Origin of the sequence: Psychrobacter sp. S1-30-MNA-CIBAN-0213, from assembly GCF_040309845.1 — a bacterium.
GTDB lineage: Bacteria > Pseudomonadota > Gammaproteobacteria > Pseudomonadales > Moraxellaceae > Psychrobacter.
This window is the reverse complement of sequence record NZ_JBEOPE010000016.1, coordinates 61,514-73,506: the sequence shown is the minus strand read 5'-3', so window position 1 is coordinate 73,506 and position 11,993 is coordinate 61,514. Positions and strand designations below refer to the sequence as shown.

Genomic DNA, 11,993 nt, shown 5'->3' with positions numbered 1-11,993 from the left:
GTGGTGAACCACTTATTAAACTACCTTCCCTTCCGACTGGGACGCATTATACGCATATTTGAATGAGGGTCAAGGGGGTAAACTACTAAATAGTTCAGGCAGTTCTCACGTATCCATGAAACTACAAACTAACTATTTGTTATGGTTGATAATTTATAATTTTAAATATTTTGAAAATAAATCGCTCCTTTATTATTTTAGACTTTGGATATCGAATGTTTTCTAAGGATGAAGTTTTTTGACCACTGACCTGCTTTGTCACTATTAGTATACTGATACTGAACGCCATATTATACGCAATGCCATTCTATCTTTAACACTTGTCTATTAACTAAAAGCTTTTTCAGTATCACTCTACACTAACAGCGTCACTCATAACATTAGAGCTAGTCCCTATAACGACAGTTATTCATGACTTAAATCTTGATGGATGACGAAACATTCATAGTTTTAATCGATTTTACTTGAACTAATCATCTAGCTATTTACAATCAAACCTACATATACAATAGGCATAAAAAAAGGAATCTACCCATCGGTAAATTCCTTAATATAAAACCTAGATATAACTCTAACTTTTTGCTTTTGTCTTAATCGTAGTAAATACACCCGACAAAGCATAAATGATACCAATCGCTAAGATACCTACTGGTATGTCATACAGCACAATGCTCATGACTAATACGCCTACAATAAGAACCACAAACGGGACTTTTCTTTTATCGAACTCTTTAAAGCTGTAGTACTTTATATTACTAACCATTAACAAGCCGCAAATGACTACCCAAGCAGCAAACAATAACATGACCTGCGTATCATACTGCCCGACCCACTCGTTGTGATCGACGGCAACCATCACAGCAGCTGTTACCAAAATCGCAGCAAGTGGGCTTGCCAAACCTACAAAGTACTTTTTATCGACAATTCCAACCTGAACATTAAAACGTGCGAGGCGGAAAGCGGCACAAGCGGTAAAGACAAAAGCGCAACCAAGTCCAATACGACCCAAAGGCTCTAAAGCGAAGCTATAAATCAAGATAGCAGGTGCAACGCCAAAGGCTAACATATCAGCCAGAGAATCATACTGCTCACCAAAAGGGCTTTGCGCATTCAGCATACGCGCGACTCTACCATCAGCGCCATCAAGGATAGCCGATAAGAAAATCGCTAAAGATGCCTTATAAAATTCGCCTTGGGTACTGGCTAGAATCGAGTAAAAACCAGACAATAGCGATAAGGTTGTAATCAAATTGGGTGCCAAATAGACACCGCGACTGACCACAGGTTTACCTTCTGCAACTTCTGTCTCAATCACCTCAAAAGTCAAACCATCATAATTGTCATTATCCGCTAAGCGAATGTTGAATTCATGCTCGTCAACAAAAGGCGGCTGAGTAGCTGCGCTATCATTTAGGCTCTTATGGGGTGGTTGCTCAGTCGTCATAACGCTATCCTTATTCGCCAACTAGCCAGCGTACACTGGTCGCACTATCAGGAGTTAAGTCTGGCGCGTCAGCCACTTTTAGAGCAGGCTGTAGGAAACGCAATATCTCACGCGCTTGGTTATCAAACTGCCATGGCGGATTGATAATGAGCATACCTGTACCATTAAGACCAACCGCAACATCATTAGGATAGATATTAAGCTCACAGACCAGCTGACGTCTCATCTCAGTACGCTTCAGCTTCTTATAAAACAGCTCTACCGCTTCGACATTCTTGATTGGGAACCATAACGCGTAAGTGCCTTGTGGCCACTTGTTATAAGCAGCGACTAGCAGATTGATAAGTCGCGTGAAGTCTTTATGCTCTTGCTCATAAGGAGGATCAAGAAAAATAAGACCACGCTTTTCTTTTGGCGGAATAACCGCCGTAATACCTTCAAAGGCATCACGATGCTGGATACCGATTGGCAGTTTATGCAATTGATAGTTAAGCGCATCATATTCACTGGCTTTTGCCTCAAATGCTTCACCGCGAACGCCAGCATCTGAGTTCTTTTCGATATGATGAGCAATCCACCAAGGCGAACCAGGATAGACTTTACTGTCGTAAGTGAATTTGGCTTGCTTGATGCCTTCCATATAATCTTTGACAGCAGCTGGTGCTTTTTCGGTATCCGCTTTTAACAAAGCCTGAATACCGCCTTTGGCTTCCCCTGTCTTGCGCGCCTCTTCACTGCTAAGCGAATACAGTCCTCGACCGCCATAAGCGTCAAGCACATAAAAAGGCTTGTCTTTTTGACCCAGTTGATTTAACAGTTGTACTAATAAAATGTGTTTAACCACATCAGCAAAGTTACCAGCGTGGTAGGCGTGTTTATAGTTCATAATCTCAAAAGTTTAAATAAGAAAAATTGCATCTATGGTAGCATAGGCAGAGTAAAAGATAATGTGGTTTTGGTAAGTAGCTTCAACAAAAAGGCTATAAACACCAAATGATTAATGACTAATTGATAGTTATTTGATGATTGATTCATTATTAACAAAAGAACGAGGTGAAATGACGAAGATTATTAGCACCCTAAATGTGACAGAGCTGGTGGTTGATCATCCGATAGGTCCTGATAATCCGCCATTACTTGCGCCATGCGCTGATATGGGAAGCGATAAAACGAGCAATAAGTTGGCAACCCAACATGTCTTGCAAATGTCCGACTTTGATGTGAGCTGGGAAGATAAGCTGACGGATACGCAACTTGATAAGTTCGTGGATGATGGTTGGATAGTTATCGATGACATATTTGAGCATACAGCATTATTAGCCTTGCAAGCGGAAAGCGGTTTTATTGACTATCGTGATGCAGAGCTAACGGCGGGTGTGCGTATCAGTGATATACGTGGTGATCGCATCCGCTGGATCACTGAGAACTTCTTTGCAGGCTATTTTTATATACAAAGTATCAATGCGCTTGGCATGCTGTTTAATCGCAGTTTGTTTGCCGGTATTCGCCATAGTGAAGCACATTACGCCTGCTATCCGGTGGGCTTCGGCTATCAATGGCACAGTGACAATCCCGCTGGTCGTGATGAACGCGTTATTTCAGCGGTGTTTTACTTGAATGATGAATGGGCAACCAGTGACGGCGGCGCATTAGAAGTCGTTGATAAACACGGTGTCCATCATAATGTGATGCCTGTTGCCAATCGACTGGTAATATTTGACAGTGACTTACAACATCAAGTGCAAATCGCCCATCGTCAGCGCTATTCGATTGCGACGTGGATGCGCCGAGATGGTTTAATACCTTTTGTTGAAGAAGGCAGTTAAATTGCTATCTAATTAATGCCACTTACTACAATCATTACTCACTGTTTATAAATACAATATCTTGTTTAGTTCTAAAGCTGGGTTAAAAACCCAGCCTACGCCAATAAAGCCATATGGTTTGAAGTAGATTAATAATTCAACTAGAGAATAAAAGGTTTATCAATGTCTGACTCTCATAATCAAAACATGACTCATCAACAAGAAAGCCATCAACAAGCAACATTGAACTTAAGCATTGCACTTCTTGAGCGTCCTTCAGTCACGCCAGATGATGACGGCTGCCAAGATATATTGTTAGCTCGACTAGAGCAAGCTGGCTTTGATTGCGAGTTTATGTATTTTGGCGATAGAGATAAGACTGGCGAGCACGCGGAAGTCAAAAACTTATGGGCACGCCGTGGCACAGCCGATCCAGTTATTTGTTTTGCTGGTCATACCGATGTCGTGCCAACTGGCGATGTCAACAATTGGACCTATCCACCATTTACCCCAACCATCGCTGATGGCTATCTATGGGCTCGCGGTGCTGCTGACATGAAAACGGGGATTGCCGCCTTTACCATCGCAGCCGAACGTTTCGTCGCTAACCATCCTAAGCATAATGGTTCTATCGCCTTTTTAATCACCTCAGATGAAGAAGGTCCATCTATTAATGGCACGGTCAAAGTCATTGAAACCTTAGAAGCGCGTAACGAAAAAATCACGTATTGCTTAGTTGGTGAGCCGTCAAGTACCGATACCCTTGGCGATATCATTAAAAACGGTCGCCGCGGCTCGTTGGGTGCAATGCTAACCGTCACTGGCAAGCAAGGTCATGTCGCCTATCCGCACCTCGCGTCTAATCCTATTCATGCGGCAACATCAGCATTGGCTGAATTAACGGCTGCGACATGGGATGCTGGTAACGATTACTTCCCTGCGACTTCACTTCAAATCTCAAATATTAATAGTGGCACGGGCGCAACCAATGTCATTCCTGAGACGCTTGAAGTTATTTTTAACTTCCGCTTTTCAACAGAAACCACCGAAGATGAGCTAAAAGCAAAGACCCATGCGATATTTGATAAATATTTTAAAGACAGCAAGGCAAGTTATGATATCCATTGGAAGTTATCTGGTCAGCCGTTTTTGACGCCAGAAGGTAAATTGGTCTCAGCGTGTCAACAAGCGATTAAAGCCGTCACTGACGTTGACGCTACTCTATCAACCTCTGGTGGCACTTCTGACGGACGCTTTATCGCTCCGACTGGTGCGCAAGTCGTTGAGCTTGGTGTGCGTAATGCGACTATTCATCAGGTTGATGAAAAGGTAGAAGTGGATGACTTGGGTAAATTGGCGCAGATATATGAAGGGATTTTAGAAGGTTTGTTATTAGGTGAGTAGGCAATTCTTCGAAAAATGCTGTTTATTTTATAGATAGCATTTTTCCAATTCATTTTCTAAATGAATAATTTCAACATACTGTTATGCATGTAAGTGATAGTTATAATAGTTGAAGCAAATCTAAAACTCCCATTCCTCAACTTTGTTCCAATCATATACCTCTATTAAGTGTTGATAAAATTGCCATATAGCTTTATTCACATTCTGAATATCTTTTTCAACTTTCTTTGGTGTATAAGTGATATCTGTTTCAGCTCGGTGAATTATAGCGTGTCTTAATTCAATTATTCTTTTGAATAAAAGCCAATAATCTTCTTTTTTTCTACCACAAGGTTTCTTAAAAATACCATGTAAATCTATATTTTTATCAAGTTTCTTGAAAGCTTGATGAACTTTATCCATCTCTTGAAAGTTCATCCATTTAGCTACAGCTTCTGGAACAGTAAAAGATCCCTGCTCAATCAAGACCAGCTCAGCACCTTGAACCCTTGCATCATGAATTATCTTTTCCTTATTTTCTGAATATTTCAAAATTGCTATATAAGTTGATCTGAAAAAATCTTCAAAAATAGATAGTATATATGGGACTAATATATTTGTAGCTAATAACTTAGGATTTAAGTAATCAAGCATCTCAATATTCTTGATTGGACGTACATCATTATTATTCAGATCTGAAAAATCAATAAAGCTATAGGCTCTTTTAATATTATGAACAAAGCGACCATAAGCTTGATGGACGCCAGCTTCTGCCTCTTGTCGAATGACACCTTCAAACTTAAAGTATCTATTTTTTCCAAAGTCACTTATAAAATAACCACCGAAACGCTTTCTGAGTTCTCTAATAGTGTAATTGTGAAAATCACTATCAAACTTGCTCCGCCATACTGATGTTCGTGACCAAAATAAAAGTTCTCCAGTCTGTTCGTCAGTGTAAAGTTCTGAATAAACACCTTCAACGTATTTATAGTCTTTGCTATCAAAAAAGAAATATGGCGTGCCCAGCATTCCACTCAAAAAACCCTTCTCACCCTTCTCATAACCGAGCAGAAACAGAAACTCTTGAACCTCTTTTGATTTTGTTTTTAGAGGAAAATGATTCGTACAGTCGTAGCCCATCTTCTACCCTTATTCAAACTATTAATTATTTTATTAAAAGTTCTATCACTAAAAATCTAGTATGAATTCTCAAATGTATATATAGCTATGTATTTATCATGTACGACAATATTGAAATTAAGCTACTGAGAATCCTTACTTTTTTCAATAGAAGCAACACTACTCAATACCGATATATAGATCCACTTGCCCAAACTCTAAATTGCCACCGATATAATGCTCAAAATCGACATTATAAGTGCGTGTGTGCTCACAACTCCGGTCATTAAAATATGTCCAAGCCTTCTCCCAAGCATTCATCATCGTATTAGGCATTCTACCTTCTTCGGTAAACACCATATATTTACCAGCAGGAATAGTGGCTGTTACGACATCGCTAGAATGAGCAGCGCTAAGGATGTTTGCAGCACTAAGAACGTTGCTGTCTTCATTACTGTCTTCGTCACTATCCTGCCCTTCTACTGGCTCGCTTTTTACCTTCCAGCTCGCTACTACATCAAAAGCGCCTACTAAATCATCGCTCTCATAGTTATAATAAACACCATAAATATCCTCACCTTCAGAGAGATGCTCCACATGGTTCTGATAAAATTTTTGCCATAATCGACCCAATTTAGCCGTGTCATGGCTGATTTCTGCGTTATTAGTGGTACGAACACTGATACCTTTACAAACTATCACTTCGGATAGCTCTTTGATTTGTGAAGTCATGTGCTTCCTATCCTGTTTATTTATTCAATTTTATATTTGAGATTTTACTTAAGTTAGGAGAGTCGAACTAGTCGGCTTCATCAATCCAGTTCATCTGAATGGCTTCCAAGATGCCTTCATTTGAGCGCTGTGGGTCATCATCAAAGCCTTCAAGCTCGGTCACCCAGCGATGCAAATCAGTAAAGCGTATGTACTGCGGATCAGTTTCTGGGAATTTTTCATAAAGCTCAATAGCGATATCTAAGCTGTCTGTCCATTTTAATTTTTGCGGGGTCATGATGGCTCCTTAACTTTTATAATTTTAGGAAAAAATCTTATCAACTTGATTGTCGATTTAATAGCCCCTATCCTACCAAACTTCGCCAGATGATTATAGCCAAGTTCGTTATGCTTTCTCTATTGTTTTAGTCGACTTAGCAGACTTAACAGCGACTTGATGCTTATTCCACGAGTCAATGACATCAGTCAGCTCCTCGCCTGTCATATCCAATATATCTGGCGTGCACTTAACCTTTTTATCCATCAAGACAAATTTGGTCATACCAACCCCCATTAGTTGGCTTTTTACAAAAAATCGCGTTTCAAAATAAACGTATTTTTTATCCCAACCTGCCAACACACTATTTACCGTCATCTTATCCAAAAACTTAATCTCTTTGAGGTAAATCATCTCTTGCATGGCGATAACCCAGTTTAAAGGCTGGATACCTTTTTGATGACAGCATGCCATTAGCCAGCGGGTAACATTGAGCTCAATAAAAGATAAATAGCGATAATTAGGCAGATGATCCCGAAAGCCCATGTCATGCGGTAATACTCGATAATGACGGACAGTTGGGGCGGTCAATGTCTCCACACTAAGACGCTCGCTGACTGACTGCTTTTTGAGTTGCTGTTTTAGCAAACTGGCCATAATAAAAAAACGTATCAACATGTTCATAAAGCATTCTCTTATTTAATATTATTTATCATTAGCGGTTATGCAATAGGATATACCGTTAATACCATTCAAAAAAGATACAATGCTACTGGAATGAATTTTTTGCAGCCTCTGTCGGCATAGGCACAGCAAGCCAGAAAAATTTATACCAGTAGCATCTTGTGATACGCCTATCTCTTTTATTTGAAGTCAATTATTATAATGGGAAGATAAAGGCAGCTTACTCTAACGCAAAAAAAGTCACCTCAGTGACTTTTTTATTTGCAAACTTATATTTAAAAATTATGTTTAAAAACCGATTTTAGAGATTAATGACCTGCGCCGTTAATACTACGTACCATCTCTTCTACCATCTTCTTCGCATCACCAAAGATCATCATGGTTTTATCCATATAGAACAAGCTGTTGTCGAGGCCAGCGTAACCGGTACTCATCGAACGCTTGATAACCATAATCGTTTGGGCTTTGGTGACTTCTAGGATAGGCATACCGAAAATTGGCGACGATGGATCATCTTTCGCAGATGGGTTTACCACGTCGTTTGCACCGATGACTAAGACCACGTCCGTACTAGCAAAGTCTGAGTTAATCTCATCCATTTCAAGGATATCATCATAAGGCACATCAGCTTCAGCCAATAGCACGTTCATGTGTCCTGGCATACGACCTGCCACTGGATGAATAGCAAAGCGAACATTCACGCCCTCTTCTTTTAATAGCTCATATAACTCTTTGACCGCATTCTGTGCACGGCCTTGCGCCATACCATAACCCGGTACAATAACGACACTACTTGCGTTGGCCATCAAGAAGCCAGCATCTTCTGCTGAACCCGCTTTGTAGTTCTTTGGCGCGCCATCATCACCACCTGCCACTGCTGCTGCCGTACCCATACCGCCAAATAGCACATTAAGCAGTGAGCGGTTCATGGCTTTACACATGATGTAAGACAAGATCGCACCTGATGAACCAACTAGCGAACCTGCGATAATGAGCATCGAGTTGCCAAGCGTAAAACCAATGCCTGCTGCTGCCCAACCTGAGAATGAGTTCAATAGTGATACAACTACTGGCATATCACCGCCACCGATTGGGGCAATCCACATCCAACCAAAGATGACTGCAATCACTGCCATCGCATAAAAAGCGGGTAATGAATCAGTAACGAAATACACCCCACCGAAACCAATCATCGCAATGAACAATAGCGCTTGGACAGGTTTAACCCAGCCGCCAACCAAGGTCTTCGCCCAACTCTTTGCCGCCAATTTACCAAAAGCAAAGACCGAGGCAGAAAAAGTAATCGCACCGATGAAACAACCGATGAATAATTCGACACGAGCAACCGCACCATGCTGTTGTTCAGTATGCAGTACCGTTGCCAACGCAATCGCTACCGCTGCCAAACCGACAAATGAGTGCATTAAAGCGACCGTTTCTGGCATTTGGGTCATCGCAACCGTTTTTGCCTTCCACATGCCGACAAGTGCACCTAAAATCATCGCACCAATAATCAACCACAGCACCGGACCTTCTGCTAAGAAGAATGTCGTTGCTACTGCAATTGCCATCGCAACCATACCAAAGCGGTTACCGCGAATAGCGGTCTTTGGGCTAGATAAACCTCGAAGGGTTAAAACGAAAAGAATGGCACCGATTAGATAGAACCAGTCAGCATTCGCAGAAATCATATTTGTTAAATCGCTCATGCATCGCCTCCATTTTCAGTCGTTACCACTGGTGCTTTTTTCGGTTTTGGTTTAAACATCGCGAGCATACGCTCAGTCACGGCAAAACCACCGAAAATATTAATACTGGCTAAAAATACCGCAAAGGCACCAAGCAAACTGGTTGGCGTAAATATCGAGCCATCAATTGTGACCGTCTGTAGCATTGCACCGACGATGACAATACTTGATAAGGCGTTGGTTACAGCCATCAATGGTGTGTGTAATGCTGGGGTCACTCCCCAAACGACATAATATCCAACAAAAATAGCGAGTACAAATACAGTGAAAATCGCTACAAATGGTGTGCTACTCATGGCCGCACCGGCTGGCGCCGCAGCTAAAACAGTGGCAATCATCTTATCCTCCTAAAATTTTATTCATTACTGGCAAATGTATGATGACAAAGTGTGTAGTGATAGGCAGTCAAGACTTAGCGTTTAGCAAGACGTACCTGACTCTCATGCGTCACTGCCAGTGCGCCCTGAATCTCATCTTCCATATCTAAGTTCAGTGCCAGCTTGTTTGATGTAGCATTGTCTGTCGCTTCCGCGGTTTCTTCAGGAGTAATTAAGGTCGTGATAAAATTGACAAGGTTATTGGCATATAAATCTGAAGACTGCGCCGCTAGCATCGATGGAATGTTGGCCGCACCGACGATACGCACGCCATTGGCAGTGGTAATGGTTTCATCTGGCACACTACCTTCTACGTTACCGCCCGTTCCAGCAGCCATATCAATCAGCACTGAGCCCGCTTTCATTTTGGCAAGTGTTGCTTGATGTACCAAGCGCGGTGCTTGACGACCCGGAATTTGCGCAGTGGTAATCACGATATCGGCATTACTTAAGGCTTTGTCCACCACAGCTGCTTGGTCTTTGATATACTGCTCTGAGGGTGTCCACGCATAACCGCCTGTGGACTTAGCTGTCTCAGCTTCCTCTGCACTCATTGGTACATCCAGCCATTTACCACCGAGTGACTCTACTTGCTCGCGAGCGGTCGGACGTAGATCACTGGCTTCAACGACTGCACCTAAGCGCTTGGCAGTAGCAATCGCTTGCAAACCTGCGACCCCTACGCCTAAGATGACAACTTTGGCGGGCTTGACTGTCCCAGCTGAGGTCATAAACATAGGAAAAGGACGGGAATATTCATTGGCCGCCAGTAGTACCGCTTTATAACCGGCAAGGTTGGCTTGTGATGACAAGACATCCATATTCTGTGCACGTGATAAGGTACGTGGTAACAGCTCCATGGCAAAGGCCGTTACCCCTTTGGCAGCATAAGTATCTAGCTGCGTATTACGGTAAGGATCGAGCATACCAATGACAATCTGACCAGATTTTAAGCTGTCAGTATTTGTAGCAGGTAAGTCATTGACCGTGGTAATAATCTGAGACTGGTTGACTACCTCAGCGCTACTATTTGCAATATCGGCACCAGCAGCCTGATACAACTCATCAGCATAATAAGCTGCTCGACCTGCACCTGACTGAATGACGACTTCAAACCCAAGCCTACGCAGCTTTTTGACTGCATCTGGGGTTAGGGCTACGCGGCTTTCTTGTGCGATATCTGCACTGATGACACCGATTTTCATACCGTCTCCTTACTCTGAATACATTACTGACCTATGCACAGATTATTTGAATAATGAGATGCATAGAGCGAAAATTTTGGTCAACACTTACATTAAATACTTCAACCAATATTATCAATATAATAAATGACTAACTGTTTTCCATCATGTGTTTTTATTATAGAGACATCGTTTGCTAACTTTCATTGTCTAATGATGACCCATAAGTAAATAAAAAGTTATGTATTTATACCATTTATATAATCTTTATTGCTATATTTGAAATTTTTATTTTTTCGATCTCATAAATCACAAGGAATGACTATGTATTTTGTACTCTCCCCTGCCAAGTCTTTGAATGAAAAAGATGATATTCCCGTAAACCTAGGCAATCATTACAGTCAGCCTGAGCTTATAGAACATTCGCAAGAGTTGATTAAAATACTAAAATCGAAAGAACCGATTGATTTGCAAGAACTGATGAGCATCTCTGACGATTTGGCCCAGCTCAATGCTGAGCGCAATCAACAATGGAGCTGGAGCAAAAATAAGCCATTTAATGATCAAAATGCAAAACCAGCAGGTTATTTGTTTGATGGAGATGTCTATACGGGTCTCGATATGTATAACATGGATAAAGAAACGGCTATTTACGTCAATGAGCATTTAGGTATTTTGTCAGGTCTCTATGGCGTATTAAAACCACTAGATTTGATTCAGCCGTATCGCTTAGAGATGGGCACTAAGCTGAAAAATGAGCGCGGTGATAACTTATATGAGTTTTGGGGTGAGGAAGTGACTGACGTTATCAATGCCCGTATGGCTGATAGCGATGACAAGGTATTAATTAATTTGGCTTCTAATGAATATTTTAAATCTGTAAAAAAGAAAGCGTTGAATGCTGAAATCATCACGCCACGATTTGAAGATGAAAAAAACTTTCAATATAAGGTAATTAGCTTTTATGCCAAAAAAGCCCGTGGATTGATGGTGAAATATGCTGCTAACAATAAATTGACCAAGGCTGAGGAGTTAAAGAAGTTTGACTTAGCGGGATATTATTATGTCGATGAGCTGTCTGATGATAAGACGTGGACGTTTAGAAGGGATGAAGCGGACTCGTAACCATTAGCTAAAATATACTAAACTTGCATAGAAAAACCCTGATAAGCTTAGCCTATCAGGGTTTTATTTGGACTAGGTTTAACAAGTACGTTATGACAAAGTCATACTTCTAGCGAAAAGCGATTTGTCGAGGAAG

Annotated in this window: 12 protein-coding genes; 3 read left to right on the top strand and 9 right to left on the bottom strand. The window is 41.3% G+C overall.

What is annotated here, in order from left to right; translation table 11 throughout:
* Positions 1 to 571: 571 nt before the first annotated feature.
* Positions 572 to 1,444: a CDP-diacylglycerol--serine O-phosphatidyltransferase gene (gene pssA, locus AAEY87_RS12930; RefSeq protein WP_350657468.1), complete on the bottom strand. Its 873-nt coding sequence runs from the start codon at positions 1,442 to 1,444 to the stop codon at positions 572 to 574.
* Between the two features lie 10 nt (positions 1,445 to 1,454).
* Entirely contained in the window at positions 1,455 to 2,330 is an 876-nt protein-coding gene (locus AAEY87_RS12925; protein ID WP_068034688.1) for a 23S rRNA (adenine(2030)-N(6))-methyltransferase RlmJ, read from the bottom strand.
* Positions 2,331 to 2,502: 172 nt separating this feature from the next.
* On the opposite strand from AAEY87_RS12925, the gene AAEY87_RS12920 reads away from it, so the two are divergent.
* Together AAEY87_RS12920 and dapE are read left to right on the top strand one after the other, a co-directional pair.
* Complete coding sequence (locus AAEY87_RS12920; protein ID WP_350657467.1) at positions 2,503 to 3,270, top strand: 2OG-Fe(II) oxygenase; 768 nt, start codon at positions 2,503 to 2,505, stop codon at positions 3,268 to 3,270.
* Between the two features lie 162 nt (positions 3,271 to 3,432).
* On the top strand, positions 3,433 to 4,653 hold the full coding sequence (gene dapE / locus AAEY87_RS12915) for a succinyl-diaminopimelate desuccinylase (RefSeq protein WP_350657466.1): 1,221 nt from the start codon (positions 3,433 to 3,435) through the stop codon (positions 4,651 to 4,653).
* Positions 4,654 to 4,773: 120 nt separating this feature from the next.
* Here dapE and AAEY87_RS12910 read toward each other — a convergent pair whose 3' ends face one another.
* From AAEY87_RS12910 to AAEY87_RS12880, 7 genes are all read right to left on the bottom strand, one after another.
* Complete coding sequence (locus AAEY87_RS12910) at positions 4,774 to 5,772, bottom strand: hypothetical protein (protein WP_350657465.1); 999 nt, start codon at positions 5,770 to 5,772, stop codon at positions 4,774 to 4,776.
* 159 nt (positions 5,773 to 5,931) lie between these two features.
* Positions 5,932 to 6,483: a GyrI-like domain-containing protein gene (locus AAEY87_RS12905; protein WP_350657464.1), complete on the bottom strand. Its 552-nt coding sequence runs from the start codon at positions 6,481 to 6,483 to the stop codon at positions 5,932 to 5,934.
* Between the two features lie 67 nt (positions 6,484 to 6,550).
* Positions 6,551 to 6,760, bottom strand: coding sequence for a Fe-S cluster assembly protein IscX (gene iscX, locus AAEY87_RS12900; protein WP_011279849.1), 210 nt, complete (start codon positions 6,758 to 6,760; stop codon positions 6,551 to 6,553).
* 108 nt (positions 6,761 to 6,868) lie between these two features.
* A complete protein-coding gene (locus AAEY87_RS12895) occupies positions 6,869 to 7,423 on the bottom strand; it encodes an acyl-CoA thioesterase (RefSeq protein ID WP_350657463.1) in 555 nt (184 codons plus the stop codon).
* 308 nt (positions 7,424 to 7,731) lie between these two features.
* A complete protein-coding gene (locus AAEY87_RS12890; RefSeq protein WP_440454998.1) occupies positions 7,732 to 9,132 on the bottom strand; it encodes an NAD(P)(+) transhydrogenase (Re/Si-specific) subunit beta in 1,401 nt (466 codons plus the stop codon).
* On the bottom strand, positions 9,129 to 9,467 hold the full coding sequence (locus tag AAEY87_RS12885; RefSeq protein WP_203226508.1) for a proton-translocating transhydrogenase family protein: 339 nt from the start codon (positions 9,465 to 9,467) through the stop codon (positions 9,129 to 9,131). Before AAEY87_RS12885 ends, AAEY87_RS12890 begins: the two co-directional genes overlap by 4 nt.
* A 116-nt stretch (positions 9,468 to 9,583) precedes the next feature.
* Positions 9,584 to 10,753 carry a Re/Si-specific NAD(P)(+) transhydrogenase subunit alpha gene (locus tag AAEY87_RS12880; protein ID WP_350657462.1) on the bottom strand — a complete coding sequence of 390 codons (1,170 nt, stop codon included), beginning with the start codon at positions 10,751 to 10,753 and terminating at the stop codon, positions 9,584 to 9,586.
* A gap of 303 nt (positions 10,754 to 11,056) precedes the next feature.
* Here AAEY87_RS12880 and yaaA point away from each other — a divergent pair, with 303 nt between their 5' ends.
* Complete coding sequence (gene yaaA / locus AAEY87_RS12875; protein WP_350657461.1) at positions 11,057 to 11,857, top strand: peroxide stress protein YaaA; 801 nt, start codon at positions 11,057 to 11,059, stop codon at positions 11,855 to 11,857.
* Positions 11,858 to 11,993 lie beyond the last annotated feature (136 nt).

Bases quoted from the DNA above. Each gene is read 5' to 3' on its own strand.
- AAEY87_RS12920 (WP_350657467.1), top strand. From the start codon at position 2,503: ATGACGAAGATTATTAGCACCCTAAATGTGACAGAGCTGGTGGTTGAT.
- AAEY87_RS12905 (WP_350657464.1), bottom strand. From the start codon at position 6,483: ATGACTTCACAAATCAAAGAGCTATCCGAAGTGATAGTTTGTAAAGGT.
- pssA (WP_350657468.1), bottom strand. From the start codon at position 1,444: ATGACGACTGAGCAACCACCCCATAAGAGCCTAAATGATAGCGCAGCT.
- dapE (WP_350657466.1), top strand. From the start codon at position 3,433: ATGTCTGACTCTCATAATCAAAACATGACTCATCAACAAGAAAGCCAT.
- yaaA (WP_350657461.1), top strand. From the start codon at position 11,057: ATGTATTTTGTACTCTCCCCTGCCAAGTCTTTGAATGAAAAAGATGAT.
- AAEY87_RS12880 (WP_350657462.1), bottom strand. From the start codon at position 10,753: ATGAAAATCGGTGTCATCAGTGCAGATATCGCACAAGAAAGCCGCGTA.
- AAEY87_RS12890 (WP_440454998.1), bottom strand. From the start codon at position 9,132: ATGAGCGATTTAACAAATATGATTTCTGCGAATGCTGACTGGTTCTAT.
- AAEY87_RS12885 (WP_203226508.1), bottom strand. From the start codon at position 9,467: ATGAGTAGCACACCATTTGTAGCGATTTTCACTGTATTTGTACTCGCT.
- AAEY87_RS12910 (WP_350657465.1), bottom strand. From the start codon at position 5,772: ATGGGCTACGACTGTACGAATCATTTTCCTCTAAAAACAAAATCAAAA.
- AAEY87_RS12925 (WP_068034688.1), bottom strand. From the start codon at position 2,330: ATGAACTATAAACACGCCTACCACGCTGGTAACTTTGCTGATGTGGTT.
- iscX (WP_011279849.1), bottom strand. From the start codon at position 6,760: ATGACCCCGCAAAAATTAAAATGGACAGACAGCTTAGATATCGCTATT.
- AAEY87_RS12895 (WP_350657463.1), bottom strand. From the start codon at position 7,423: ATGAACATGTTGATACGTTTTTTTATTATGGCCAGTTTGCTAAAACAG.